Below are 25772 nucleotides of genomic sequence, written 5' to 3' on the forward strand. Positions count from 1 at the left end.
CCTGTAAGACCGGGCGAACACGGTCGCCGATCAACCGCCCTGCAGCGGCGTCAGCAGGCGCGGGCCGGCGCCGTCGGCCATGTACACGCCGCCAGCCGGCAACAGGTCCGGCGAGAAGCCGGTCGCATCGTCGCTGGTGATCCAGGGCGCGCGCTGGCGCGGGCCGGGCACATAGCTGGTCCAGCGGCCATAGGACGACGGTGCGCCCTGGGGAATATCGTCGCGCAGCGCGTAGTCGACCGGCACGCGCACGGTCCAGTAAGGCGCCTCCACGTCCTTGCCTTCGCTCGGCGGGCGGAAGGTCCACTTGCGCGCCGCACCCAGCGCGCTCTTGCCCAGCACCTCGCGCAGTTGCTGCATCTGCCGCTCGGACGCCACCACGCGCAGGTTGACCTGCTCCACCGCGGCGTCGGCGACGCGACCATCGCGGCCCACCTTGAGCACCAGATATGCCGATCCCGCGGCACCGACGCTGTAGGCGGCTTCCGGATAGGCCGGCGGCTTCATCTGGATCGAAGTGACCACGCTGCGGTCGTTGGGATCGTAGTGGCTGAAATCGGCGCCGCGGATCTCGACCTGGTAGTCGTCGCCCTGCAGGCGCTTGGCGACCACGCGCAGGGTCATCGGCGCGCGCGCCGGCACCGGTTTGCCATCGCGCAGGCCCGGCTCGAACTTCCACTGCATCACGGTGCTGCGGACGAAGTCGACCACGCCCTTGGGCAGGCGCTCCTGCCGATCCAGCGCCAGCGCCGACACCGTGCCGCTGGGCTCGATGTCGATGGTGCCGCTCACCAGCATGCTGCTCTCGATCTGCTTGCGCACCGCGCCGGGGCCGACCCCGTCGGCGGCCACGGCGGCGAACGCCAGCAGCAGCGAGAGCACGGCGCTCCAGCGCCACCACGAACGGAGGGATCGACGGTGCATCGCGCATTCCTTTGCCTGAGATGAGGCGCCGATTACAACGCACTGGCGGCCCGCCGGCAACTCAGGCCAGGCGCAGCGCGTCCGGGTACGGCGGCGCGTCCGGATAATCGTCCTCGCGCAGCCGCGCCTGCAGGTCGCGCCACCACTGCGGATCGAACAGTTCGCCGTGCGAATGCCGCACCGCTTCCAGCGAGGCCGCGGGCAGACCCATGAACATCGCGAAGCGCTCCGGGAACACGTCGCGCGGGGCGACGTGGAACCAGGGTTCGGCGGACATCGCCTCTTCCTCATTGCGCGGCTGCGGCCAGTCGCGGAAGTTGCAATCGGTGACCAGGCACAGTTCGTCGTAGTCGTAGAACACCGCCCGGCCCTGCCGCGATACGCCGAAGTTCTTCAGCAGCATGTCGCCGGGGAAGATGTTGTTGCGGGCCATGTCCTTGATCGCCTGCGCGTAGTCCAGCGCGGCCTCGCGCGCGGCCTCGGCGCCCTGCTCGCGCAGGTACAGGTTCAACGGGCGCAGGCGCCGCTGCACGTAGCACAGCTCGACGATCAGGTCGTCGCCGTCCTCGCGCAGGCTGCGCGCGCAGCCTTCCATCAACTCTTTCAGCAGCGCCGGCGCGAAACGCGTGCGTGGGAAGCGCAGAGAGCGGTACGGCTGCGCGTCGAGCAGGCGGCCGACGCGATCGAGGTTGAACACCAGCGCGTACTTCTCCTCCACTTCCTCGCGGCTCATCGTCTTCGGATAGGCGAAACGGTCGCGGATCAGCTTGAACACCAGCGGATAGCTGGGCAGGGTGAACACCGCCATGACCATGCCCGGCGTGCCCTCGGCATGCACCAGCTGTTCGTTGGGATGCGCCTGGAAGTGGCGGAAGAAGGTGCGGAAGCGCTCGGTCTTGCCCTGCTTGGCGCGGCCGAGCATGGTGTACAGCTCGTCGATCGGCTTGTGCGGCAGCAGGCTGCGCAGGAACACCACCGCATCGCCGACGGTGGCCAGGTCGGCCTGGAAATAGCTGCGCGAGATGCCGAACAGTTGCGCCACGTCGTTGCGCTTGGTCAGCACCGCCTCGGCGCGCAGGCCCTGTTCGTCGTTGACCAGGGCGATCACGCACGGCGAGAAACGGTGTTCGCCGAACACGCGGCCGATCAGGTAGGCGCGACGCTCGCGATAGAACACCGTCTCCAGCAGTTCGATGCCGCGTACCGGATTCTCGCCCCAGTGGGCGAGGTCGTCCTGCAGCCGCACCGCGATGGCCGCCGCACAGCGCGTGCGGTGCGCGTACGGCACGTCGAAGCGGTAGTCGCCGAGCACGCGCACGAACGCATCCACCGGCCGCGCCTCGGACACCACGTAGTTGTGCCGCGCCACCGGATGGGTGATGGCGTCGGTGGGTTCGATGTCCAGCGCCACGAACTCGATCTGCGCGTCCACGCCCTGGGTGCGGAAGAAGCGCCGGGTCAGGGTGTTGTAGAAGGTCTTGTACAGTTCCTGGTCGATCAGCGCAGCGATCAGTTCGGCGTAGTGGTCGCGCGCACGGATCCACAGCGCGCGATCGTGCGCCTGGCCGAGCAGTACCGCGCGCAGGCGCAGCATGCACTCGGCGATGCACTGGTCGTACAAGGCGATGCGTTCGATCGCGTCTTCGCGTGCCGCGCTCCAGTCGCGCGCCTCGAAGCGTTGGCGCGCACGCGAAGAGATCTGCGCGAAGCGCGCGTGATAGTCCTCGAACGCCTCGAAGACGATACGGCCGATGACCAGGGCACGGCGTTCGGACGGCAGCGGCAGCGGCGCGGAGGGCATGGCCGCAGTGTACCCAGGTGGCGGCGTCGCGCGGGTGTCGGGCACCTTGCCACGCTCCGCCTCGTGCGCACATCCAGCGACCTGCTTCGCCAGGATCGAGCCGGACACAGGTCGGCCGTAGAAGCGGCTTCAGCCGCGACCGGCCGTACCGGGAACGCCCTGTCGCGGCTGAAGCTGCTCCTACCTGACGCTTCCTGCGCCGGAAACGCAAAGGGCCGCCCCGAGGGGCGGCCCTTGCGTCACATCCAGTTCGGGCGATCAGGCGTTCAACGTCGCCAGGGCGTCGTTGAGGGTCTTGCTCGGCCGCATCGCCTTGCCGATCAGCTCCAGGTTCGGACGGTAATAGCCCTGGATGTCGACCGGCTGGCCCTGCACGCCGTTGAGCTCGGCGACGATGGTCGCTTCCTGCTCGGTCAGCTGCTTGGCCAGCGGCGCGAAGCGCGCCTTCAGCGCGGCGTCCTCGTCCTGTGCGGCCAGCGCCTGCGCCCAGTACATGGCGAGGTAGAAGTGGCTGCCGCGGTTGTCCAGCCCGCCGACCTTGCGCGAAGGCGACTTGTCGTTGTCCAGGAACTGGCCGTTGGCCTGGTCCAGGGTGCGCGCCAGCACGCCGATGGCGGCATTATGGTGGCGCTGGCCCAGGTGCTCCAGCGACGCGGCCAGGGCCAGGAACTCGCCCAGCGAATCCCAGCGCAGGTAGTTCTCTTCGACGAACTGCTGCACGTGCTTGGGCGCCGAACCGCCGGCACCGGTCTCGAACAGGCCGCCACCAGCCATCAGCGGCACGATCGACAGCATCTTGGCGCTGGTGCCCAGCTCCATGATCGGGAACAGGTCGGTGAGGTAGTCGCGCAGCACGTTGCCGGTGACCGAGATGGTGTCCTCGCCCTTGCGGATGCGCTGCAGCGAGAACGCGGTGGCCTCCACCGGCGGCAGGATGCGGATGTCCAGGCCGGTGAGGTCGTGATCCTGCAGGTAGCGCTCCACCTTCTGGATCATCAGCGCATCGTGGGCGCGCTGCGGATCCAGCCAGAACACCGCCGGGGTGGCGCTCAGGCGCGCGCGCTCGACCGCCAGCTTGACCCAGTCCTGGATCGGCGCGTCCTTGGTCTGGCACATGCGCCAGATGTCGCCGGCTTCCACCGCATGCTCCAGCAGCACCGTGCCGCCGGCATCGGTGACGCGCACGGTACCGTCGACCGGAATCTGGAAGGTCTTGTCGTGCGAACCGTATTCCTCGGCCTTCTGCGCCATCAGGCCGACGTTGGGCACGCTGCCCATGGTGGCCGGGTCGAACGCGCCGTGCAGCTTGCAGTCCTCGATCACCGCCTGGTACACGCCGGCGTAGCAGCGGTCCGGGATCACCGCCTTGGTGTCCTGCAGCTTGCCTTCGGCGTTCCACATCTTGCCGGAGTCGCGGATCATCGCCGGCATCGACGCATCGACGATCACGTCGCTGGGCACGTGCAGGTTGGTGATGCCCTTGTCGGAGTTGACCATCGCCAGGCCCGGACGCTGCGCGTACAGCGCCTGCAGGTCGGCCTCGATCGGTGCACGCTGCGCCTCCGGCAGGCTGGCGATGCGCGCGTACAGGTCGCCGATGCCGTTGTTGGCGTCGAAACCCACCTGCTTGAGCGTGGCGGCATGCTTGTCCAGCACGTCGCGGTAGAACGCCTCGACCACCACGCCGAACATGATCGGGTCGGAGACCTTCATCATCGTCGCCTTCAGGTGCAGCGAGAACAGCACGCCCTGCTGCTTGGCATCGGCGATCTGCGCCTGCACGAAGGCGGCCAGCGCACGCTTGCTCATCACCGCCGCGTCGATCAGCTCGCCGGCCTGCACCGCGGTCTTTTCCTTCAGCACGGTCACCGCGCCGTCCTTGCCGACCAGCTCGATCCTGACGCTGCCGGCCTGTTCGATCAGCGCCGAACGCTCGCTGCCGTAGAAATCGCCGGCGTCCATGTGCGCCACGTGCGACTTGGAATCGGCACTCCACGCGCCCATGCGGTGCGGGTGCTTGCGCGCGTAGTTCTTCACCGAGGCCGGCGCGCGGCGATCGGAATTGCCCTCGCGCAGTACCGGATTGACCGCGCTGCCCTTGACCTTGTCGTAGCGCGCCTTTGCTTCTTTCTCTTTCTCGTCCTTCGGCTCGTCCACGTAGTCCGGCAGCGCATAGCCCTGCTGCTGCAGTTCCTTGATCGCGGCCTTGAGCTGCGGCACCGAGGCGCTGATGTTGGGCAGCTTGATGATGTTGGCTTCCGGCGTGGTCGCCAGCTGGCCCAGCTCGGCCAGGTCGTCGGCGATGCGCTGGTCCTCGCGCAGGTATTCGGGGAACTGCGAAATCAGGCGACCGGCCAGCGAGATGTCGCGGGTCTCCACGGCGATGCCGGCGGTGCCGGCGAACGCGGCGACGATCGGCAGCAGCGACTGCGTCGCCAGGTACGGGGCTTCATCGGTGAGCGTGTACAGGATCTTGGGCGTATTCGACATGACGCGACGGATGACCTCTGGCAGGGGGGAAATAGGCAGCACCGACAGTACGGCGGCGTATGTTTTCTTGTAGGTTCGCGATGCCGGCAATTGCCTGACATCGGCCGTCCATTGTCGCGTGTCTGCCGGCTGCGGGCAAAGCGCGGGGTCCGCCGTCCGCCAGCGCGGTTCATGCGCGCTCCATCACTGGGAGGGCGCTTCAATCCGCGGGGTGCCGATGGACGCCGTGCGTGGATCGACACCTGCGGCTCACGCCGCCGGACGAATGTCGGTAGCGGGCGTGAGCAGTGATGCGGCGCCACCCGTCTCTGCCGAATGACAGCACACCATGCGGCCGGGCTCTCTCTCGCGGCGCCCAAGATCATCTCCGCGATGACGCGCCGCCTGTGTAGATCGGATTCGCTCTACAGCTCGACCGCCAACCGGCGTGGCCGCGCTACGCCTTCCTGGGAGTCATCCGCCTAACTGGATAGCCGACCTCAGACGTACCCGAGCCCGCGCCAGTAGTCCAGCGGACGCCTGGCGGGCACGCCCAACGACGCCGCAATCTCGAGAATGCGCGGCACGTCGCGCCGGTAGACCACAAACAGGTGATTGTCTTCGGTGGTCATATCGTCGATTTCCACCACGTCGTAGCCATCGCCTTCGTCCGTCCATTCGGCAAGATGGCGATCCAGCCAGGTGAAGTACTCGGTCTGCGTCCCCACGTTCTTGGGAAAGGCAGGGAATGCGTCGCCCATCATCTGGCAGAGCTCGTGGTGGACATCGATCATCTTGTCGCCGTTGGCGGAGTAACGCTCCATCGCCGCGGTGATCGCGACTGCATACGCCTGTTCCTCGCACTCGGTCCACTCCAGCTCCGGCAGGAAGGCTTCGATGTCCCGAACGATCTCGCTTCGTTCGTCGGGTTCGGTGCTGCCGGAAGAAAGAAGCTCGACGAGTTCCAAGAGGGGTGCGTTCATTGCGCTCACTGACGGCTAAAGGATGATCGACGCCCAGCCCAGGCCGGCCATCCACCCAAGGCGAATCGGCCCGACCGCAACACTGGACACGCAGAAAAAAGCGCGCCGGAGCGCACCACGCGCGGCACTATAGCCGCTGGTGTTTGACATGCAAGTGTCCGTGGAGCGAAACACCCGGCCGCCACCCGGCACGGATGCAAGGCGTGGAGTACCGGGGCGACCGCGCTCAGTACATGCCGTCGAACGCAAAGATCGGCGTGCGCTGGCGCCACGCGCCCGCGGTGAAATCCGGGAATGCGACGGTCTGGAAGCCGCTGGCGATCGACTGTTCGGACAGCGGGGTGATCGCGCTCCAGGTCACGGCGTCGTAGATGTCGATCGGCATCGGTGCCCTCGCCTTCAGTGCTTCGACGAAGGCGTGGATGACGAACCAGTCCATGCCGCCGTGGCCGGCGCCGGCCGCGGTGGCGGCGTAGCGCGTCCACAGCGGGTGCTCGTATTGGTCCTGATAGGGCTTGAAGGCTTCCCATTGGTGCGGCGGGCTGCGGCCTTCGAGGTGGATCGACTGGTTGAGATCCATCCACAGGCCCTTGGTGCCCTGCACGCGGAACCCCATCGAGTAGGGACGCGGCAGCGAGGTGTCGTGCTGCAGCAGGATGGTCTCGCCGTTGCTGCAGGCCAGGGTGGTGGTGACGACGTCGCCCAGCTTGAACGCCACCTTGGTGCTGGGATGGGTGTTGCCGCCGCTCTTGGCCACGGTGTAGTCGTGCAGGCCGCGGGCCTTGCTGGCGAACGCGTTGAGGTGGGTGATGCGGTTGCCGCGGTTGATGCCGGCGTACATCGCGCACGGGCCGATGCCGTGGCTGGGATACAGCTCGCCGTTGCGCTGCACCGAATGCGCGGTGCGCCAGCGCGCTTCGCTCCAGCCCTTGGCACCGAACTCCACGCCGCTGTCGTAGGGCTGGTCCGGGTCGCCGGAGTTGAACTTCACCCCGCGCAGATCGTGCTGGTAACCGGCTTGCAGGTGCACCAGTTCGCCGAACAGGCCCTGCCGCACCATCTGCAGCGCGGCCATCACGTCGCGGCGGTAGCAGACGTTCTCCAGCAGCATGTACGGGGTGCCGGTGGCGAGCTGGGCGTTGAGCACATCCCAGTGGTCCCGCAGGGTGATGCCGGCCACCACCTCGCAACCGACCGCCACGCCGGCCTGCATCGCCGCGATCGCCATCGGCGCATGCCACTCCCAGGGCGTGGCCACGATCACGCCATCCAGGCCCTTGTGCGCCAGTACGCGCTTCCATGCATTGGCGTCGCGGTCCTGGCCGTATGCGGTGGGTGCGGGCTTGCCGGCCTTGGCGACCATGGCCATGGCGCGGCCGAGCATGATCGGCTCGCTGTCGCACAGGGCGACCAGTTCGACGTCGTCGCGGCGCAGCAGTTCGGTCAGCAGCACCTGGCCGCGCATGCCGGTGCCGATCATGGCCAGGCGCAGGGTGCGCTTGCGTGCCCAGGCCGGTGTCTGCGGCAGCAGGCTGCTGGCGGCGATGGCGGCGCCAGCGGCGATGAAGTCGCGTCGTTTCATGTGGTGCGGTCTCCTCTTGGATGCGCGCCGGCGTCGGCCGGCACGCATGCTGCTGCAGGTGCGCTCACTTGAAGCGGTAGCCGATGGTCACGCTGTAGCCGCGGCCGGAGATGGTGGCGTAGTCGCTGGAATCGCCCAGGAAGCTGTTCGGATCGTAGAACGGCAGGCGGTCGAACAGGTTCTTGACGGTGAAGCTGAGGTTCCAGGCGTCGTCCGGGCGCCAGGTGACGCTGAGGTTGGCGGTCCACCACGACGGCGCGCCATCGCACTTGCTCGGTTGCAGCTTGAGGTAGCCGGCGGTGCAGGTCTGCGGGTTGTTGTCCTCGGCGTCGATCCGGTCGGTGGCCCACTTGGTGCCGCCGACGTAGTTGACGAACATGCTGGTGGTGACCTGGCGGTAGGTCCAGTCGGCGTTGAGCGTGGCGCGCAGGCGCGGGTTGTTGTAGTAGCCGACAACGTCGCCGTAGTACCAGCCGCTATCCTGGTCCATGTAGAAGCGGTTGCGGTTGGCGATGGTGGCGGCCAGGCCGATGTTCAGCCCGCCCCACTGGCCGAGCGAGAAGCGGCTGCGCGCGTCGATGTCGAAGCCGTCGACCAGGGTCTTGCCGCGGTTGCGGTACTGCCCGACCACACTGGCGACATTGCCCACGCTGTAGCCCGGCAACGTGCCCGGGCAGGCCACGCCGCTGGCCGGATCGGCGCACATCGCCGCCAGCTGGGCGAGGTTGGCGCGGTCGCTGTCGGTGATCGGCGAGCGGGTCATGGCGGTGATGTCGCCGGCGCGGCGGTAGTCCGGGGCGACGATCTCGTTGTCGCGGTAGATGAACCAGTAGTCGGCCGACACCGACAGCCAGTTGGCCGGCTCGTAGACGAAGCCGAGCGTGGCGATCTTGGCCTTCTCCGGCTTCAGGTCCGGGTTCGGCTGGGTCATGCGCGCCACGGTGCGGCTGCAGTCGGCGTTGAGCAGGCTCTTGCCCAGATCCACGTCGCCGCTGCGGCGCGACTGCAGCAGCAGGTTGGCGATGGCATTGGTCTCGCCGCAGCGCACCTCGTCGCGGTAGCCGCCCAACTGCGCGTAGACGCCGCCGCTGCCGGACTCGGCCAGGCTGGGCGCGCGGAAGCCGGTGGAATAGGTGCCGCGCAGCAGCAGTTGCTCGAAGGCCTGGTACTTGAAGCCGACCTTGGGCGCCAGGTTGGTGCTGAAGTTCGGGTACTTGTCGGCGCGCAACGCGGCGTCGAGTTCCAGCTTGTCGGTGATCGGCGCGACGGTCTCGGCGAACAGCGCATAGGTGTTGCGCTTGCCGTCGAACCAGGAGCCGCCCTGCTGGGTGATCAGGCCGTTGGCCGCGTCCGGGTTGCCGGGGGTGTAAAACGTCTCGCGGCTGGCGTTGAAGCCGAACGCGGCGCGCATCTCGCCGGCCGGCAGTTGGAAGAGCGGGCCTTCGATCTTGCCGTCGAGGGTGTGCAGGCGCGTCCACGATTCGATGTCGAAGGTCGGGAATGCTTCGCGGATCAGCGCGGCGTTGGCGGCGCTGATCTCGCCGAACCTGTACGCCGGGTGGTCGGAGATGATCACCCGGCCGGTGCCCGGGTCGATGGTGAACGGGCCGAACGCCTTCTCGAAGCCTTTCACGTTGACGTTGACGGTCTGGTAGGTGACCGAGTGGGTGCCGGCGGTGGCGAAGGCGGTTTCCCAGTTCCAGTCGCCGAAGCTGCCGCGCGCGCCGCCGAGCACGCGGTAGCTCTTGTCGGTGTTGCGCTGGCCGAAGTAGTCGGGGCCGGCGTCCTGCAGCAGGTACTGCAGGCCGACCACCCCGCCCATCATCGCCTTCAACTGCGGGCTGGCATGGTTGTACTCGTTGTTGGGCCCGAGGAACGGATACAGGAACTGGTTGACGGTGTTGCCGGTGTTGCGCGAGAACCAGCTGGTGGGGTTGCCGGTGGTGGTGTTGAACGCGCGCGGGGTGCCGCCGTTGGCGCGCAGGTCGATGTCGGTGTAGGTGGCCTCGGCGAACAGTTCGGTGCTGGCGCCGACCAGGAAGGTGCCGTTGAGGTAGGCCGTGTTGCGTTCGGACTTGGCGCCGGCGTCGATCTCGTTGTTCAACCAGGTTTCCCACACGCAGCGCGGGCCGGCGGCCTCGCTGGTCAGCACGTTCTGGCAGCCCGGTGCGGCTTCCTGCACACGGCGCCCGGTGACCGGGTCGAAGGCGAAGTAGCTGCCCGGGTTGAACTGGCCCGGTTTGCTGCCCACGCCCAGGCGCAGGTTGGTCAGGTAGTTGGGATTGTTGACGTAGTACTGCGCCGGGCGCTTGTCGTAGAAGTCGCGCAGCGGGATCGCATCGCGCCGGTACACGTTGACCGCGCCGTAGACGTTGAAGCGGTTCTCGGTGAGGTCGCCGAAGCCGGCGGTGATGCTGGCCTGGTGTTCGCCGTAGGACTCGATGCGGCTGGAGGTGTCGTTGCTGAAATTGATCTCCGCGCCCTGGAAGTTGCGCTTGGTGATCACGTTGATGACGCCGGCCACCGCGTCGGTGCCGTACACCGCCGAGGCGCCATCGGTGAGCACTTCCATGCGCTCGATCGCCGCGGCCGGGATCGCATCGATGTTGACGAACTGGGTCTGGAAGCCGGCCGGCGCGCCGTAGTACGACAGGCGGCGGCCGTTCAACAGCACCAGCGTGCCCTGCGCGCCGAGGCCGCGCAGATTGGCCTGCGAGGCGCCATCGGAGCCGGTGAACAGCGAGCGCGCGTCCTGTTGCGCCGGGCGTGCCGCGGGCAGGTTGTCGAGCACCTGCAGCAGCGTGCGCGCGCCCATCGCCTGGATGTCCTGCTTGCTGATCACCTGCACCGGCGAGGCGGTCTCCACGTCGGTGCGGCGGATGTTGGAGCCGGTGACCTCGACCCGGGCCAGGTCGGTGGCGGCCTGACTGTCCTGCGCGGCGGCGGGTTGCAGGGCGGCGAGCAGGACACCGGCGATGGCCAGGGTCAACGGAGCGAGCGGGCGACAGCGGGAATGGCGGTGACGGGCGGGCAACATCGGGGTTCTCTCCTGGCAGGGTGCGGCGCGAACGCGGAATCGGCGGGCAAAGCGCTCCCGGGCCACGGCCAGGCGGCCGCAGTCGGGAAAGGCGGGGGAGGAGCGGTGTTACGGGGCGGTCATGGGGCGACGAAGCTGGCGGTGTCGCCCTCCTGGCCGATCAGTACGGCGTTGGCCCAATTGGCGCAGACCTGGGCAGGCTGCGGGCCCTGCGCACCCAGCGTGCGCAGGCTCAGCGTGGACAGGCCGCGGATATCCAGTTCCGGCTTGACCACGCCGGGCGCGCTGACCAGGCCGCTGTCGTAGAGCAGGCGGCCATCGCCCCAGACCTGGAACTGCAGGCCGCCGGCGCTGCGACAGGCGTCGTCGATGCCCAGGTCGGCGCGCAGCAGGCGCCAGTCGCCGTGCAGGCGCAGGTCGAGGCGGCTGTCGGCGCCCACGCCCAGGCCGCGGCGGAACTGCAGGCCGTTCATGCGCATGCCGGCATCGCCGCGCAAGGCCTGGTCGGCGCGCACGCGACCGGCCAATGCCGCCGGCAACGCCAGCTCGGACAGATAGCGCTGCTGCGCCGGCCGTTCCGAAGCCGGGTGCTCGAGGATGTGGAAGGTGGACAGCGCGATCGGGCCGACGTCGCGCGGCTGCAGCGCATCGAAGGCGCGCGGCCGGCGCTGCGCGGCGACGACCATCGGATCGTTGCTGTCGGCGCCGTCGCCCTCGGGGTTCTGCACGCTCAGCACGCGGAAGCGCAGCAGGCGGCCGGCATGCGCCGGGAAGTCGATGCGCTGCACGCCTTCCTGCAAGCGCAGATGGCCGCGCGCCACCGGCTCGCCCCACTCGCCGTTGCTGTCGCCCAGGTAGACCTCGTAGTCGCGCACCTGGCCGTGCTTCCAGTTCTTGTCGTTGCGCGGCGCCAGCTCGATGCCGTCGATCATCTTGCGCTCGCCGAAACCGATCACCCATTCGTGCGCACCGGTGCGCACGGCCTGGTTGCGCACGCTGCGGAACCAGGTGCCCGGGTCGTCGTCGAAAGCGTTCTCCAGCGGGTGCCCGGGCTCCTCGGCCGGGCGGTTCACCACCAGCAGGCTGTCGGCGGGCAGCGCGCGGCCCAGCTCCGGCGCAGCCGGATAGGCGTCGTCGGCCGCAGCGGCGGCGACCGGGAAGTCCAACCGCAGCTGCAGCGGTTGGCGGATGTCCTGCACGGCGGTGCGCACGTGCACGGTGCCGCGGCGCTCCTTGGCGTCGAAGTACCAGCCTTCGCTGGCCTGGGCGAAGGCCGCGGCGTCGGCAACCGTCGGCAGCGCGCGTTCGCCGACCTGCACCGACCGCGGTGCCTGCCGCGCGAGCACGCGCAAGGCATAGCGGCGCTGCGGCAGCTGTCCGGCGTAGCGGCCTTGCACCGGATCGATCCATACCTGCACCGGGCCGCTGCCCTGCGCCGGCGCCTGCACGCGCACGGCCTGCGTGCTGGACTCGCCCTGCTGGTAGCGGCGGGTGTTGCCGTCGTCCTCGTACAGCGTGTACTGCGAGGCCCCCTGCGGATACAGGTCGAAGGTCACCTCGTCCAGCGGCTTCTCGCCGTCGTACAGCATCGCCGGGTACATCGGCAGGATCGCGCCGGCACGCACGAACAGCGGCAGCGTGGCCAGGTCGACCTGGCGGTCGAGCTGGCGGCCATCGGCGCCGGCCTGCACGCGGCGGCCGTCCCAGTAGTCGATCCAGCCGCCGGCCGGCAGATGGATGTCGCGCCGCCAGCCGCGGCTGGCCGCCTGGCTGCGGTACACCGGCGCCACCAGCAGGTCGCGGCCGAGCAGGAACTGGGTCTTGTAGGTCTCGTCCTGCGCGTGCGGATCGCGCGGGTCCTCCCACATCAGCCCGCGCACCGGCGGCGCGCCGGTCTGCGCGGCATCGTGCACCAGGCCATACATGTACGGGGTCAGGCGCATTTTCAGCTTGAGGTAATCGCGGTTGATGCTGCGGTACGGCTCGTCGTACCACCACGGATGCTTGCGCGCGTTCGACGACCAGCCGCTCATGCCCATCAGCACCGGGGTGAAGGCCTTCCACTGCAGGTCGCGGGTGAAGGTCTCGGCGCTGCCGCCGAAGATCGCATCCACATCGCCGGCGGCGTAGGCCATGCCGGACAGGCCGGAGCCGATCAGGGTCGGCACGTGCCAGCGGATGTAGTCCCAGCTGCTGCTCTGGTCGCCGGTCCAGGCCACCGCGTAGCGCTGGATGCCGGCCCAGCCCATCACCGTCCACAGGAACGGGCGCGCATCGGAGTTGGCGAGGATGCCGTCGTAGGCCTGGTGGTTGGCGTCCATCGCGAACTGGTAGCCCTTGCCGGTCCAGGCCACGTCCAGCTTCTGCACGCGGCTGCCGGCCTTGCCGACTTCCCAGGCGATCTTGTCCACGCCGTTCTCGGTCCACAGGCCGGTGCGGAAGCCATCGCGGGCCAGGCCCTGCACGGTCTCCGGCAGCCTGGTGTAGCCGCAGCCGTAGCCGTCGTTGGGCAGGATCCAGCCGCCGGGCATGTCGTGCTCGCGGTACTGCCGCGCCACGCTGTCGACCACGTCCGGGGTGGTGCCGGTGGGGCCGTCGTGCCAGCCGTCGGGCACGGTGCCGGGCTTCTTGGCGTTGTCGCCGTCGTTGTAGCAATCGGCATCGCCGTAGGACAGGGACCAGCGCGCCAGCATGCTCGGGCGGCCGGTCAGCCGGGTATAGCGCTCGATCAGGGCCGGCAGGTCGGCGCCGACGAAGTAGTAGGCGTCGAAGCGGTCTTCGCGGTGCAGCAGCGTGGCCTGGTCGGGCTGGCGCAGGTCGTAGCTGCCGTCGCTCCAGGTGTTGCGCAGCATGCCCCAGCCGCGACTGCTGAGCAGCATCGGCGCCGGGCTCGGGCGATCGCCCTCCTCCCAGCCGCCGGAATACGACACTTCCAGTTCACGGCCCTTGAACTCGAAGCGCCCGTTCTGCTGGCCGCCGCCGTAATAGGCTTCGTCGGCCTGCGAGGACAGCACCTGCACGCTCTGCGTGGCATCCAGGTCCAGCGGCTGCAGTTCCTGCCACAGCGCGACCGCGCGGCCCTGTTCCAGCCGCTCCAGGCGCAGCCGCAGCGGTTGCCGCTGCACGTGCAGCACCAGCGCGTCGGTACGCACGCGCAGTTCCTGCGCATCGTCTTCCAGTTGCGCCTGCACCGCGGCCTTGGGCTGCGGCAGCACGATCGGCGTGGCCTTGTCGCCGGCGCCGGTGAGCGTGCCGTGGCGCCCGGCCTGCACGCGCACGATGTCGGCCGCCGGCAGTTCGATGCGCAGGCGCACGCCGCGGTCGGTCTGCAGGTCCCAGCCTTGCACGCCGTCGCGGCTGGCGCTGGCGGCGACCGTACGCAGGTTGCCGACCGGCTCGGCGACGACGGTGGCCGCCACCAGCAGCAGGGCCGGCAGCGCGATCGCCGGCAACAGCGACGAGCGACGAACGCGATTCTCCACACGACCCCCAAACCCGTTTCCCCGGGCGTTTCGAAAGCGTTGCGCCGACTCTAGGCCAGGGATTTGAAAGATGTCAATAAATTGAAAGCAAAAAACAAGATTTATTTTGGCAAAACGAAAGATATTGCCTCGCATGACTTTGCTTTCAGCTCGGCAGAATCGGCTGATCCGGCTTGCGATAACGGCATCCACTTGCAACTTTCGTTTTAGGGCGGGCCATCCGCAAGCACATTGGGCACAGGTAAATACTTTCTTTTTTCTTTCGATGTTTGACATTTCGAAAGAAAAGCCGGATGGTGCGATGGCCCAACAGGAACCACCGCATGGACCTCCTTCAGCTTTCCGATGCATCCGCCTGGCAGCGCCTGGGCGGGGCCGATACCGCCCGCGAGATCGCCCAGCAGCCGGCGCTGTGGCGGACCCTGGCGCAGGATCTGGCGCAGGCCGGCGACCGCCTGCAGGCCTTCCTCGGCGACCGCCTCGCCGATCCGAACCAGCGCGTGCTGTTCACCGGCGCCGGCAGTTCCGGCTTCATCGCCGAGATGGTGGCCGACGCGATCAATGCGCAGTGGCCGGCCGAGGTGCGCGCGGTGCACACCACCAGCCTGCTGACCCATCCGGCGCTGTACCTGCAGCGCGCGCGGCCGACCCTGCTGGTGTCGTTCGGGCGCAGCGGCTCCAGCCCGGAAAGCGTGGCCGCGGTGGAGCGCGTGCGCAGCGACGTGGACGACGCGCGCTTCCTCGACATCACCTGCAACGCCGACGGCGAACTGGCCCGCCGCGGCGCCGGCCGCGCCGACACCTGCACCCTGCTGATGCCGCCGGCCAGCTGCGACCGCGCCTTCGCCATGACCAGCAGCCTGACCTGCATGCTGCTGGCGGCGCTGAGCGTGTTCGAGCGTGCGCCGTGGGAAACGCGCAGCGCGCGCCTGCAGCGGCTGGCCGAACTGGCCGACCGCGGCCTGACGCAATGGGATGGCGCGGTGGCGGCGCTGGCGCAGCGCCCGTTCGCACGGGTGATCTATCTCGGCAGCGGCCCGCTGGAAGCGCTGGCGCGCGAGGCCGCGCTGAAGGTGCTGGAACTCACCGCCGGCCGCGTGCTGGCGCTGGCCAACACGCCGCTGGGCTTCCGCCACGGCCCCAAGTCCACGCTCGACCGCAGCACCCTGGTGGTGATGCTGCGCAGCGTGCAGCCGCTGGCGCGCCGCTACGAGCAGGACCTGCTCGACGAACTGCGTCGCGATGGCGTGGCCGGCCAGGTGCTGGCGATCGGCCCGCATGCGGACATCGGGGCCGGCGACGACCACACGCTCGCCGTCGCCGGCCTGGACGATCCGTGGCTGGCGCCGCTGTGGCTGGGCTTCGCGCAACTGTTCGCGCTGCAGCGCTCGGCCGCGCTCGGCCTGACCCCGGACAATCCGTTCCCCGACGGCACCGTCAACCGCGTGGTCCAGGGCGTCACCATCCACCATGGCTGAGACCGGCGCGCCCACCTGCTACGGCCTCGACGTCGGCGGCACCAAGATCGAGCTGGTGGCCTGCGACGCCGCGCTGCAGGTGCTGTGGCGGCGCCGCGTGGCCACGCCGCAGGGCGATTACGCCGGCTTCCTGCAGGCGGTGGTGGCGCTGGTGGCCGCGGCCGATGCCGCGCTCGGCCACCACGACAGCCCGCTCGGCATCGCCCTGCCCGGTGTACGCGACCGCCGCAACGGCCGCCAGTTGAGCGCGAACGTGCCGGCGCTGACCGGCCAGTGCGTGGCGCATGACCTGCAGGCGCGGCTGCCGCGTCCGCTGCGCATCGGCAACGACCTGCAATGTTTCGCACTGTCCGAGGCGCACGGCGGTGCCGCCGACGGCTACCCCAGCATGTTCGGCGCCATCCTCGGCACCGGCGCCGGCGGCGGCTTCTGCGTGCAAGGCCGCCTGCTCGCGGGCTGCAACGGTATCGCCGGCGAATGGGGCCACTGGAGCGTGCCCGGGCACCTGCTGCAGCGCCATCGCCTGCCGCTGCTGGACTGCGGCTGCGGCCTGCAGGGCTGCGTGGAGCGCTACGTGTCCGGCAGCGGCGTGGCGGCGATCGCGCGCCATCTCGGCAGCGACGCCGCCGACGCCAGCGCGGTGATCGCCCTGGCCGAGGCCGGCGATGCGCGCGCGCATCAGGCGCTGGACATCCACCGCGACCTGCTCGGCCACAGCCTGGCCGCCGTGGTGCTGGCACTGGACCCGCACGTGATCGTGCTCGGCGGCGGGCTGTCGCAATACCCGCCGCTGTACCGGCAACTGCCCGACGCCATCGCCGCGCACCTGTTCGCCGGCGTGCAGGTGCCGCCGATCGTGCCGCCGCGCTTCGGCGATGCCGGCGGCGCCCGCGGTGCCGCGCTGCTGGCCTGCCATCCCGCTTATTCCTGATCCGCCGGAGTGTCCATGTCGCCCTTGCAGACCCTGCTCGCCTCCCACCGCGCCGGCGCCAACGTCGGCCTGTACAGCGTCTGCTGCAGCAACGAACAGGTGCTGCGCGCGGCGATGCAGGTCGCGCTGGCCCACGACACGCTGCTGCTGGTGGAGGCCACCTCCAACCAGGTCGACCAGTTCGGCGGCTACACCGGCATGACCCCGGCGCAGTACCGCGACTACGTCGGCGCACTGGCCGACACGGAAGGCTTCCCGCGCGCGCGGCTGATCCTGGGCGGCGATCACCTGGGCCCGAACGCCTGGCAGAAGGGGCCGGCCGCCGAGGCCATGGCGCATGCGCGCGTGCTGATCGAACAGTACGTCGCCGCGGGCTTCCACAAGATCCACCTGGACTGCAGCATGGCCTGCGCCGACGACCCGGTGCCGCTGCCCGATGCCATCGTCGCCGCGCGGTCGGCCGAACTGGCCGAGATCGCCGAGCGCACCGCCGCCGCACATGGGCTGCCGCCGCCGGTGTACGTGATCGGCACCGAGGTGCCGATTCCCGGTGGCGAAGCCTCGCTGGCCGGCGGCCTGCAGGTGACCACGCCGGCCGCGGCCGCGCAGACCCTGGCCATCCACCGGCGGGCCTTCGACACGCCGTCGCTGCGCGCCGCGTGGCAGCGGGTGATCGCGCTGGTGGTGCAGCCGGGCGTGGATTTCGACCACAGCAGCGTGCACGACTACGACCCGGCCGCCGCCGCCGCGCTGGCCGATTTCCTCGAGCAGCAACCGCGCATCGTGTTCGAGGCGCACTCCACCGACTACCAGCGCGAGGACGCGCTGCACGCGCTGGTGCGCGACCACTTCGCCATCCTCAAGGTCGGCCCGGCCGCCACCTTCGCCTACCGCGAAGCGCTGTGCGCGCTGGCCGCGATCGAAGCCGAACTGCTCCCCGCGGCGCAGTGCTCGCAACTGCCGCAGGTGCTGGACGCGGCGATGCTGGCGCAACCCGGATATTGGCAGTCCTACTATCCGGGCGACGCCGCCGCGCAACGCCTGCTGCGCCGCCATTCCTTCAGCGACCGCTGCCGCTACTACTGGGGCGCGCCGGCGGTGCGCGCGGCGGTGGACACCTTGTTCGCCAACCTGGAAGCGCATGCGCCGCCGCTGGTGCTGCTCAGCCAGTTCCTGCCCGAGCAGTACCGCGCGGTGCGCGCCGGCCAGCTCGCCAATACCCCGGCGGCCCTGGTCCAGCACCGCATCGGCCTGTGCCTGGGCGAATACGCCCGCGCCTGCAGCGCCAACCGCGCCGGCGCGCGCCAGCCACGCGCCGAAGCGGCTGCCGGCGTCGCGGCGAACGGCTAATCTTCCCGGTCGCCCGCGAATCCGAGAATGGCCATGCGCAACACCCGCTCCCGCCGCCAGCAGATCCTGCAGTCGCTGCTCGAACATGGCACGGTGCAGGTTGCCGACCTGGTGGAACGCTTCGACGTGTCGGCGGTGACCATTCGCGCCGATCTCAACCATTTCGAGGCGCAGGGCCTGGCCACCCGCACCCACGGCGGCGCCACGCTGGTGCGCACGCCGCCGCAGGAGCAGGACATCCACGAGAAGGACGCGCTGAACCTGCCACTGAAGGAATCGATCGGCGCCTGCGCCGCGCGCATGGTGCAGCCCGGCGCCAACATCATCATCGACTCCGGTTCGACCACGATGACCCTGGCCCGCCACCTGCGCGCGCACCGCGACGTCACGGTGATGACCAACGGCCTCAACATCGCCTGGGAACTGGCCAACGCGCCGGGCATCAACGTGCTGCTCACCGGCGGCCAGTTGCGCCAGCAATCGCTGTCGCTGCAGGGCAGCCAGGCCGAGGCCAGCCTCAACGCCTACGGTTTCGACACGCTGTTCCTGGGCGTGGATGGCCTGGACCTGCAGTTCGGCCTGACCACCCACGACGAGGCCGAAGCGCGGCTCAACCACCGCATGGTCGAGCGCGCGCGGCGCATCGTGGTGCTGACCGACGCCTCCAAGTTCGGCCGGGTCAGCTTGCACCGCATCGCCCGCCTGGACCAGATCCACGCCATCATCACCGACGCCGGCATCGACGAGGCCACCCGCGAGGGGCTGCAGCGGCTGGGCATCGAGGTGATCGTCGCCGAGCCCGCGCCATGACCGACCCGCGTTCCCTGCACGGCCGCCTGCTCACGCCGCTGGGCTGGCGCCGCGGCCACGTCCACTTCGACACCCACGTGCGCCGGCTGCAGGTGGACGACCACAGCGGCGGCGACGATCCGCAGCTGCCGCTGATCCTGCCGGGCTTCGTCGACCTGCATGTGCACGGTGCCGCCGGCGTGGACCTGATGCAGGGCGGCGACGCGGCGCGGCGCATCGCCCGCACCCACCTGCGCTTCGGTACCACCACCCTGCTGGCGACCACCATGACCGCCGGCGTCGAGGAGATCGCGCACGCACTGCGCGGCGTCGCCGCGGCCATGGCCGCGCCCGATGCCGACGCCGCCTGCATCGCCGGCGTGCACCTGGAAGGCCCCTTCATCAGCCCGCAGCGGCTGGGCGCGCAACCCGACCGCACGATCGAGGCCAGCCTCGCCCTGGTCCAGCAGTGGCAGGCGCTGGCGCCGATCCGGGTGCTGACCCTGGCGCCGGAGATCGGCGCGCACACCGCGCTGATTCCGGCGCTGACCGCGCTGGGTATCCGCGTGCAGCTCGGCCACAGCGCCGGCAGCTACGAGGACGGCGTGGCGGCGCTGCAGGCCGGCGCGGCCGGCTTCACCCACCTGTTCAACGGCATGACCGGCGTGGACCACTACCGCCCCGGCATCGCCGCCGCGGCGCTGGCGCATGCGCAGTACGCCGAACTCATTCCCGACCTGCAGCATGTGCATCCCGGCGTGATTCGCCTTGCCGCGCGTGCGATCCCGCGCCTGTACGCGGTGACCGACGCCACCGCCGCCACCGGCATGCCCGACGGCGAATACGCACTGGGCGAGCAGCGCGTGCACAAGTGCGGCGGCTGCGTGCGCCTGGCCAGCGGCTCGCTGGCCGGCAGCGCACTGACCATGGATCAGGCGTTGCGCAACCTGGTGCAGGCGGGCCTGGAACTGGCCGATGCCGCACAGCGCGTGTCCACCTTCCCGGCCGACTACCTGGGCCTCGGCGACCGCGGCCGCATCGCCCCCGACGCCCGCGCCGACCTGGTGGTGCTGGACAGCGACCTGCGCCTGCGCCAGGTGGTGGTGGGTGGGCGCATGCTGGATCTGCACGCGCATCACTGATCGCCGTGCGCGGCTGCGCGGTGCTGGCCAGCGGTGGTGCGCGCAGACGCCGCCGAGTGGACGGCAAGGCATCGTCCAGGACGTGCGTCGGGATGGAAGGGCGCCGCTGATCCGCCGGATGCAGCTTGCGCCTCCGTGGCAGGAGCGGCGTCAGCCGCGACGGGCGTACCCGCTAAGGCCGATCGCGGCTGAAGCCGCTCCTATGACGGGTTTCCGGGCTGTGGGAGTGTCCTGAAGCCCCTCACCTTCTTCCTCCAGCGCATCGGCAGTGCTGTCGGAGCATCGGGCCACGCATAAAAAAGGCGCAGCCTCGCGGCTGCGCCAGCGTGTAGCACGTGCCGGGAGAGAGGCGGCGCGTGCGACCCGTGATCGGGCCTCAGCCCTGGATCACTTCACCTCGAACGTCTGCGGCGTGCCCGCCGCCTGGCCGTTCACGGTGACCTCGGCCTTGTACTGGCCGGCCGGCCAGCCCTTGGGATTGGTGAACTCGAAGTTGGTGGTGTCGGCACCGCTGGTATTGAGCGTCTCGGTGCGCTCGCCGGCGGTCTGGCCGTCCTGGAACACCAGCTTGGCGCCGACGTTGGCGTTGGTCGCCGAGCCCTCGGTCTTCACCGAAACGATGATTTTGTCCTTGCTGGCGAGCGTGGTCATCGGCGCGACGGACTTGTCCGCGGCGGCCGTGTTGCCGACAGCGACGGCGGCCACGTTCACCGCATTGGCGCCTGCGGCGGCCGGCGCCGGCTGCTCCGCCGGGGCTGCGGCCGGACCCGGCATCTGCTCGGTCGGCGCGGACGAGGTGGGATCGGGCGACACGGTCTGTTGCTGCTCCTGCTTCTTGCAGCCGGCCAGCGCCAACGCGCCGACCAGGGCGATCATCAGGGGCGAAAACGCGGAGATCGAGCGGGTCTTCATCGGTGAGGACTCCTGTCGGAATAACGAAAGGGGGGGGGTGGCGACGCCTCAGGCGCCGGCGGGCAGCTTGAGGGTCTGGCCGGGATAGATCTTGTCGGGGTCGGCCAGCACGTCGCGGTTGGCCTCGAAGATGCGCGTCCAGGCGTTGCCGTCGCCGTAATGCAGCTTGGCGATCTTGGATAACGAATCGCCAGGCTTGACCACGTACACCTGCTGCACCTGCTCGGCGGTGCTGTCGACCTTGCTCTGCACGGCGGAAAAATCCGCTTTCTGTACGACGTCGGCGGTTGTGTCCACCTTGGCGGTGACCGCCGAGAAATCGGCGCGCTTGTCGCTGTTCATCGCGTGGCTTCCTGCGTGATGGGACACTGCCACGGTGTCACAGGATTTGTTAAAAAAGGATCGCGCGGCCGTGAACCGCGCGGCTGCGGTTCAGGCGCGCCGCGCGCATTCCAACGCGGCGAAATGTGTCGCTCGCATGCTCGGGACCGTGCATGCCAGCAGGACCGCGAACACACGCCACCATCGCCATGTGGGCGCATCGTCCAGGCGACGACTGCGCGAACCCCGGCCTGCCGCAGAGAAGCTGACGACAGCGCTCCCCGCAGGGCGCTTCTTGTGGGAGGGACTTCAGTCCCGACTGCAGCACGCTCGGCCGCGTCGATGAAGTCGCGCGTCGCGGCCGATGGCGCAATCGCGGTGTCAGCGCCGCTCTACTGACGCAGATCGCGCAGGAAGCTCAGCGGCTCGGCCACGTCCGCGGTGGCGCGCCAGGGATTGATGTCCAGCCCGCCGCGGCGGGTGTAGCGCGCCTCCACCTGCAGCGACTGCGGCCGGCAGCGGGTCATCAGGTCGTGGAAGATGCGTTCCACGCACTGCTCGTGGAAGCCGGCGTGCTCGCGGAAACTGATCAGGTAGCGCAGCAGGCCTTCGCGGTCGATGCGGCCGCCGCGATAGCGCACATGCAGCGAGGCCCAGTCCGGCTGGCCGGTGACCGGGCAGTTGGACTTGAGCAATTCGCTGGTCAGCGTTTCCTCGACCATGTCGCCGTCGGCAGCGGACAGGAAGTCCGGACGCGGCGGACCGTAGCAGTCGATGGCGATGTCCAGCGCATCGAGCGACTCGCCCTCGCCCAGCGTGTCCATCGGCGGCAAGCCGAATTCCATCGCCACGTCGGCACCGGCGCGCGCCGACAGATCCGTGACGATGCAACTGCGCAGCGCCTCGGCGCTGTTGAAGCGCATCGCGTTGAGCGAGTTGAGATAGAGCTTGAGCGATTTGGATTCGATCAGGTTGGGCGAGGCGCACGGCACGTGCAGGGTCGCGGTGGCGACACAGGGCTTGCCCTGCGCATCGAGCCAGCTCAGTTCGTAGGCGTGCCAGCGGTCCACGCCGGAGAACGGCAGCGCCGCGGGGTCGAGACCGATCTCGGTGCGCGCCGCAGCGCGCGGGATGGGAAACAGCAGCGCGGGATCGTACTGCGACGGGTAGGCGACCTCGCGGCCGAGACTGGAATCCTGGGGGGTGTTCATGCCGTGCAGTGTAGCGGGCGCGTTCTGGCTGGGAGGTGTATGGGGTGGGGATTCGGGATTCGGGATTCGGGATTCGGGATTGGCAGAAGCAAAATCTGGCTCACCTGGATCGACGTGCTCGCGTCGATGCGAGGCGTTGCACGTCGTGACCGAGATCGCTCCCACAAAGGCTCACCGCGAGCCCGCCGGATGCACTGTGGGAGGGACTTCAGTCCCGACGCATTGCGCCATCGGCAAGCGCGCCACTCGCGCCTCGCGCCTGCATGACGGTTGACTCACCGGGGACGATCGAGCGCCGCTCCAATGGATATGCGATGGAGCAGCACCGATGACGATTCCCTAAGCCGCCGCACCCATGCGCTTACGAATCCCCAATCCCGACTCCCCAATCACTGCTTCAAATAATCCAGCGTCACCTGCAGCATCGCGCGCAGGCCGACGTCCAGGGCGGTCTCGTCGAGCAGGAACTGCGGCGAGTGGTTGCTGGGCGCGGTGGCCGGATCGATGCCGGGGCCGGTGGCGCCAACGAAGAAGAACATCGACGGCACCTGCTGCGCGTAGAACGAGAAATCCTCCGCGCCCATCTGCAGCGGCGGTTCGTAGACGTTGCCGGCGCCGACCACCGCCTGCAGGCTGGGCAGCATGCGCGCAGTCAGCGCCGGGTCGTTGACCGTGGCCGGGTTGCCGTCCTGGTCGGGCACGTGCGCCTCGGCCTTGGCGCCGTGCGCGGCGGCGGTGTGCTCGGCCACGGTCCTGAGGTCGGCGAAGATCTGCTGGCGCATGCCCTCGTCGAAGGTGCGGATGGTGCCGACCATCTCCACGTCGTCGGGAATGATGTTGTAGCGGATGCCGCCCTTGATCGCACCGAAGCTGAGCACCGCCGGCTGCTTGGACAGGTTGGCGCGTCGGCTGATCACCGTCTGCGCCGCGCCGATCAGGTCGGCGCTGGTCACGATCGGGTCGATGCCGTTCCACGGCGCCGAGCCATGGGTCTGGCGGCCGATCACCTTGATGCTGAAACGGTCCGAGGCGGCCATCAGCGGGCCGCCGCGCACCGCGATCTTGCCGGCCTGGACGCTGGAGAACACGTGCAGGCCGAACATCGCCTGCGGCTTGAAGTCGCGGAACAGGCCTTCCTTGAGCATCAGCGAGGCGCCGCCCTCCTCGTTGCCCGGGGCGCCCTCCTCCGACGGCTGGAACACCAGCATGACCTCGCCCGGCAGCTGCGCGCGCATCGCCACCAGCGCCTCGGCGACGCCGAGCAGGATCGCGGTGTGCGCGTCGTGGCCACAGGCGTGCATCACCCCCACGGTCTCGCCGCGGTACTCGCTGGTGGCCTTGGAGGCGAACGGCAGGCCGGTCTGCTCGGTCACCGGCAGCGCGTCCATGTCCGCGCGCAGGGCGATCTTCGGCCCCGGCAGCGCGCCTTTGACGATCGCCACCACGCCGTGGTGGGCGATGCCGGTCTGCGGCTTCAGGCCCAGCGCGCGCAGCCGCTCGGCGACCTTGGCGGCGGTGCGCTCCTCGCGGTTGGACAGCTCCGGGTGCTGGTGGAAGTCGCGCCGCCACTCCACCACCTTGGCCTGCAGCCTGGCCGCGGCGGCCGTCACCTCCGGGCGCTCGGCGCTCTGCGCCCAGGCCAGGGCGGGGACGGCGAACAGCATCGCGGACAGCAGGCGGGACAGGCGCGGCATGGCAAGGCTCCAGATCGGGACGCAACGGGCGTTCAGTCACTGTAGTGCATCGGCCGCCGGCGAGGGGCGGCCGCGGATCCCGCTGCGGACAAAAAACCCTTGCGAATCCGTGTCAACCGATGCGCCGCCTGCGCGTTGCGAGAGCGGACGACCGGCCTTGCCCGCCCGCAGGGTCTGTCCCTTCAGTCATGGTCCAATCGCAACGCGCCGGCGATATGCTTTCTCGCTCGTCACCAGCCACTGCGGGAGGGCCCTCCACCCCGCCTCGCCACAGGAGTTTCCCCGGATGTCGCGTTTCTGGAAGATTGCGCTGCTGATCCTCGCAGCGGTGGCCGTGGTGGTGGTGGGCATGCGCGTCATGCGCGGCGGACATCACAAGGGCGGCGGCCCCGGTGACGGCATGGGCGACGACAGCGACAACACGCCGGTCCCAGTGACGGTCGTCGCCGCCACCCACCAGGCGGTGCCGATCTACGCCACCGCCACCGGCACGGTGACCGCGCTGAGCACCGTCACCGTCAGCCCGCAGGTCGGCGGCCAGCTGATGAGCCTGAATTTCCGCGAAGGCCAGGAAGTGAAGAAGGGCGAGCTGCTGGCGCAGATCGACCCGCGCTCGCTGCAGGCCAGCTACGACCAGGCCGCGGCGAGCAAGCGCCAGAACCAGGCGCTGCTGGCCACCGCGCGTTCCACCTTCCAGCGCTCCGACTCGCCGGCCTACCGCCAGTACGTGGCCAAGACCGACCTGGACACCCAGCGCAACCAGGTGGCGCAGTACGAAGCGGCGGTCGCCGCCAACGACGCGCAGATGCGTGCGGCGCAGGTGCAGTTGCAGTACACCCGCATCCTCGCCCCCAGCGACGGCATCGCCGGCATCCGCGGCGTGGACGTGGGCAACATCGTCAGCACCAGCAGCACCATCGTCACCATCACCCAGGTGCACCCGATCTACGTGACCTTCAACCTGCCGGAGATCCAGCTGCAGGACGTGCGCCAGGCGCAGGCGGCCGCGCCGCTACCGGTGACCGCGCTGGACCGCACCGATGCGCATCCGATCGCCAGCGACGGCCAGGTCGACGTGATCGACAACCAGATCAGCGCCGACACCGGCACGTTCAAGGTCCGCGCGGTGTTCCCGAACGACGACCGCGCGCTGTGGCCGGGCCAGTTCGTCAACGTGCGCCTGACCCTGCGCACCGTGGCCGACGGCGTGGTGGTGCCGACCCAGGCGGTGCAGCGCGGGCCCAACGGCGACTACGTGTACGTGGTGCAGGCCGACAACACGGTCAAGATGCAGACGGTGAAGCAGGGCGCGGAAGTGGGCGACAGCCACGTGCAGCTGACCGAAGGCCTGAAGGCCGGTGAGCGGGTGGTCACCGAAGGCCAGTTCCGGCTCAAGCCCGGCACCAAGGTGAACGCGCTGAAGCCGGGCGAAGCGCCGCCGGAGCCGACCGAGGCCGAACTGAAGGCGGCCGAGGGCAAGCAGCAGCAGCGCGGCGGCGGACGCCGCGGCGGCGGGCCGCGCTGAGCGTGCCGCGCACGCGGCGCGCGGCGGCAACTGCCCTGCCGCGCCTGCGTGGCGGGCGTCGGCCGGATCGCGCGCAGGCGGCGGCGTTCCCGCCCTGCGTCGCGATCGCGGCGCAAGGCCGCGGCCCCCGCTGATTCCGCC

At 69.5% G+C, this 25772-nt stretch carries 17 protein-coding genes; 6 read left to right on the forward strand and 11 right to left on the reverse strand.

The window, feature by feature from the left end; all coding sequences use genetic code 11:
• Nucleotides 1-30: 30 nt before the first annotated feature.
• The 7 genes from CEK69_RS17885 to CEK69_RS17915 all read right to left on the reverse strand — a co-directional run bounded on the left by CEK69_RS17885 (nucleotide 31) and on the right by CEK69_RS17915 (nucleotide 14278).
• Nucleotides 31-924, reverse strand: coding sequence for a TonB family protein (locus CEK69_RS17885; RefSeq protein WP_226975221.1), 894 nt, complete (start codon nucleotides 922-924; stop codon nucleotides 31-33).
• Between the two features lie 61 nt (nucleotides 925-985).
• Nucleotides 986-2725, reverse strand: coding sequence for a bifunctional isocitrate dehydrogenase kinase/phosphatase (gene aceK, locus CEK69_RS17890; RefSeq protein ID WP_152247104.1), 1740 nt, complete (start codon nucleotides 2723-2725; stop codon nucleotides 986-988).
• 258 nt (nucleotides 2726-2983) lie between these two features.
• The gene (locus tag CEK69_RS17895) at nucleotides 2984-5215 is read right to left on the reverse strand and encodes an NADP-dependent isocitrate dehydrogenase (RefSeq protein WP_152247106.1); all 2232 of its coding nucleotides are present in this window, start codon (nucleotides 5213-5215) and stop codon (nucleotides 2984-2986) included.
• Nucleotides 5216-5694: 479 nt separating this feature from the next.
• Nucleotides 5695-6177: a hypothetical protein gene (locus CEK69_RS17900; protein ID WP_152247108.1), complete on the reverse strand. Its 483-nt coding sequence runs from the start codon at nucleotides 6175-6177 to the stop codon at nucleotides 5695-5697.
• Between the two features lie 226 nt (nucleotides 6178-6403).
• The gene (locus tag CEK69_RS17905) at nucleotides 6404-7759 is read right to left on the reverse strand and encodes a Gfo/Idh/MocA family oxidoreductase (RefSeq protein ID WP_152247110.1); all 1356 of its coding nucleotides are present in this window, start codon (nucleotides 7757-7759) and stop codon (nucleotides 6404-6406) included.
• Nucleotides 7760-7823: 64 nt separating this feature from the next.
• Nucleotides 7824-10796: a TonB-dependent receptor gene (locus CEK69_RS17910; RefSeq protein WP_152247112.1), complete on the reverse strand. Its 2973-nt coding sequence runs from the start codon at nucleotides 10794-10796 to the stop codon at nucleotides 7824-7826.
• Nucleotides 10797-10915: 119 nt separating this feature from the next.
• Complete coding sequence (locus tag CEK69_RS17915) at nucleotides 10916-14278, reverse strand: TIM-barrel domain-containing protein (RefSeq protein ID WP_152247114.1); 3363 nt, start codon at nucleotides 14276-14278, stop codon at nucleotides 10916-10918.
• A 323-nt stretch (nucleotides 14279-14601) separates the two neighbouring features.
• Here CEK69_RS17915 and CEK69_RS17920 point away from each other — a divergent pair, with 323 nt between their 5' ends.
• The 5 genes from CEK69_RS17920 to CEK69_RS17940 are packed head-to-tail and all read left to right on the forward strand — an operon-like array spanning nucleotide 14602 to nucleotide 19968.
• The gene (locus CEK69_RS17920; protein WP_152247116.1) at nucleotides 14602-15756 is read left to right on the forward strand and encodes an SIS domain-containing protein; all 1155 of its coding nucleotides are present in this window, start codon (nucleotides 14602-14604) and stop codon (nucleotides 15754-15756) included.
• Nucleotides 15749-16687 (forward strand): ROK family protein, encoded by a 939-nt coding sequence (locus CEK69_RS17925; RefSeq protein ID WP_152236744.1) that lies wholly within the window; start codon nucleotides 15749-15751, stop codon nucleotides 16685-16687. The genes CEK69_RS17920 and CEK69_RS17925 overlap by 8 nt, the downstream gene beginning before the upstream one ends.
• A 15-nt stretch (nucleotides 16688-16702) precedes the next feature.
• Nucleotides 16703-18037 carry a D-tagatose-bisphosphate aldolase, class II, non-catalytic subunit gene (locus CEK69_RS17930; RefSeq protein WP_152247118.1) on the forward strand — a complete coding sequence of 445 codons (1335 nt, stop codon included), beginning with the start codon at nucleotides 16703-16705 and terminating at the stop codon, nucleotides 18035-18037.
• A gap of 33 nt (nucleotides 18038-18070) precedes the next feature.
• A complete protein-coding gene (locus tag CEK69_RS17935) occupies nucleotides 18071-18847 on the forward strand; it encodes a DeoR family transcriptional regulator (RefSeq protein ID WP_026143390.1) in 777 nt (258 codons plus the stop codon).
• A complete protein-coding gene (locus tag CEK69_RS17940; RefSeq protein ID WP_152247120.1) occupies nucleotides 18844-19968 on the forward strand; it encodes an amidohydrolase family protein in 1125 nt (374 codons plus the stop codon). The genes CEK69_RS17935 and CEK69_RS17940 overlap by 4 nt, the downstream gene beginning before the upstream one ends.
• 387 nt (nucleotides 19969-20355) lie before the next feature.
• On the opposite strand, the gene CEK69_RS17945 is transcribed toward CEK69_RS17940, so the two are convergent.
• The 4 genes from CEK69_RS17945 to CEK69_RS17960 form a co-directional block, all read right to left on the reverse strand.
• Nucleotides 20356-20880 (reverse strand): hypothetical protein, encoded by a 525-nt coding sequence (locus tag CEK69_RS17945; protein ID WP_017912389.1) that lies wholly within the window; start codon nucleotides 20878-20880, stop codon nucleotides 20356-20358.
• A 48-nt stretch (nucleotides 20881-20928) separates the two neighbouring features.
• Complete coding sequence (locus CEK69_RS17950) at nucleotides 20929-21222, reverse strand: LysM peptidoglycan-binding domain-containing protein (protein ID WP_017911040.1); 294 nt, start codon at nucleotides 21220-21222, stop codon at nucleotides 20929-20931.
• A gap of 371 nt (nucleotides 21223-21593) precedes the next feature.
• Complete coding sequence (gene queF / locus CEK69_RS17955; RefSeq protein ID WP_152247122.1) at nucleotides 21594-22412, reverse strand: NADPH-dependent 7-cyano-7-deazaguanine reductase QueF; 819 nt, start codon at nucleotides 22410-22412, stop codon at nucleotides 21594-21596.
• 389 nt (nucleotides 22413-22801) lie between these two features.
• Nucleotides 22802-24106, reverse strand: a complete 1305-nt coding sequence (locus CEK69_RS17960) for a M20 family metallopeptidase (RefSeq protein ID WP_017911042.1) — start codon at nucleotides 24104-24106, stop codon at nucleotides 22802-22804.
• Between the two features lie 286 nt (nucleotides 24107-24392).
• Here CEK69_RS17960 and CEK69_RS17965 point away from each other — a divergent pair, with 286 nt between their 5' ends.
• Nucleotides 24393-25631, forward strand: a complete 1239-nt coding sequence (locus CEK69_RS17965) for an efflux RND transporter periplasmic adaptor subunit (RefSeq protein WP_017912391.1) — start codon at nucleotides 24393-24395, stop codon at nucleotides 25629-25631.
• Nucleotides 25632-25772: the final 141 nt, after the last annotated feature.

Origin of the sequence: Xanthomonas sp. LMG 12462 (assembly GCF_009192885.1) — a bacterium.
In the GTDB taxonomy this organism is placed as follows: Bacteria; Pseudomonadota; Gammaproteobacteria; order Xanthomonadales; family Xanthomonadaceae; genus Xanthomonas_A; species Xanthomonas_A sontii.

What these genes read in the sequence shown, in the direction of transcription:
- aceK (WP_152247104.1), bottom strand. Translation starts at nt 2,725, where the DNA reads ATGCCCTCCGCGCCGCTGCCGCTGCCGTCCGAACGCCGTGCCCTGGTC.
- CEK69_RS17920 (WP_152247116.1), top strand. Translation starts at nt 14,602, where the DNA reads ATGGACCTCCTTCAGCTTTCCGATGCATCCGCCTGGCAGCGCCTGGGC.
- CEK69_RS17910 (WP_152247112.1), bottom strand. Translation starts at nt 10,796, where the DNA reads ATGTTGCCCGCCCGTCACCGCCATTCCCGCTGTCGCCCGCTCGCTCCG.
- CEK69_RS17900 (WP_152247108.1), bottom strand. Translation starts at nt 6,177, where the DNA reads ATGAACGCACCCCTCTTGGAACTCGTCGAGCTTCTTTCTTCCGGCAGC.
- CEK69_RS17965 (WP_017912391.1), top strand. Translation starts at nt 24,393, where the DNA reads ATGTCGCGTTTCTGGAAGATTGCGCTGCTGATCCTCGCAGCGGTGGCC.
- CEK69_RS17950 (WP_017911040.1), bottom strand. Translation starts at nt 21,222, where the DNA reads ATGAACAGCGACAAGCGCGCCGATTTCTCGGCGGTCACCGCCAAGGTG.
- CEK69_RS17885 (WP_226975221.1), bottom strand. Translation starts at nt 924, where the DNA reads ATGCACCGTCGATCCCTCCGTTCGTGGTGGCGCTGGAGCGCCGTGCTC.
- CEK69_RS17925 (WP_152236744.1), top strand. Translation starts at nt 15,749, where the DNA reads ATGGCTGAGACCGGCGCGCCCACCTGCTACGGCCTCGACGTCGGCGGC.
- CEK69_RS17905 (WP_152247110.1), bottom strand. Translation starts at nt 7,759, where the DNA reads ATGAAACGACGCGACTTCATCGCCGCTGGCGCCGCCATCGCCGCCAGC.
- CEK69_RS17895 (WP_152247106.1), bottom strand. Translation starts at nt 5,215, where the DNA reads ATGTCGAATACGCCCAAGATCCTGTACACGCTCACCGATGAAGCCCCG.
- queF (WP_152247122.1), bottom strand. Translation starts at nt 22,412, where the DNA reads ATGAACACCCCCCAGGATTCCAGTCTCGGCCGCGAGGTCGCCTACCCG.
- CEK69_RS17930 (WP_152247118.1), top strand. Translation starts at nt 16,703, where the DNA reads ATGTCGCCCTTGCAGACCCTGCTCGCCTCCCACCGCGCCGGCGCCAAC.
- CEK69_RS17935 (WP_026143390.1), top strand. Translation starts at nt 18,071, where the DNA reads ATGCGCAACACCCGCTCCCGCCGCCAGCAGATCCTGCAGTCGCTGCTC.
- CEK69_RS17960 (WP_017911042.1), bottom strand. Translation starts at nt 24,106, where the DNA reads ATGCCGCGCCTGTCCCGCCTGCTGTCCGCGATGCTGTTCGCCGTCCCC.
- CEK69_RS17940 (WP_152247120.1), top strand. Translation starts at nt 18,844, where the DNA reads ATGACCGACCCGCGTTCCCTGCACGGCCGCCTGCTCACGCCGCTGGGC.
- CEK69_RS17945 (WP_017912389.1), bottom strand. Translation starts at nt 20,880, where the DNA reads ATGAAGACCCGCTCGATCTCCGCGTTTTCGCCCCTGATGATCGCCCTG.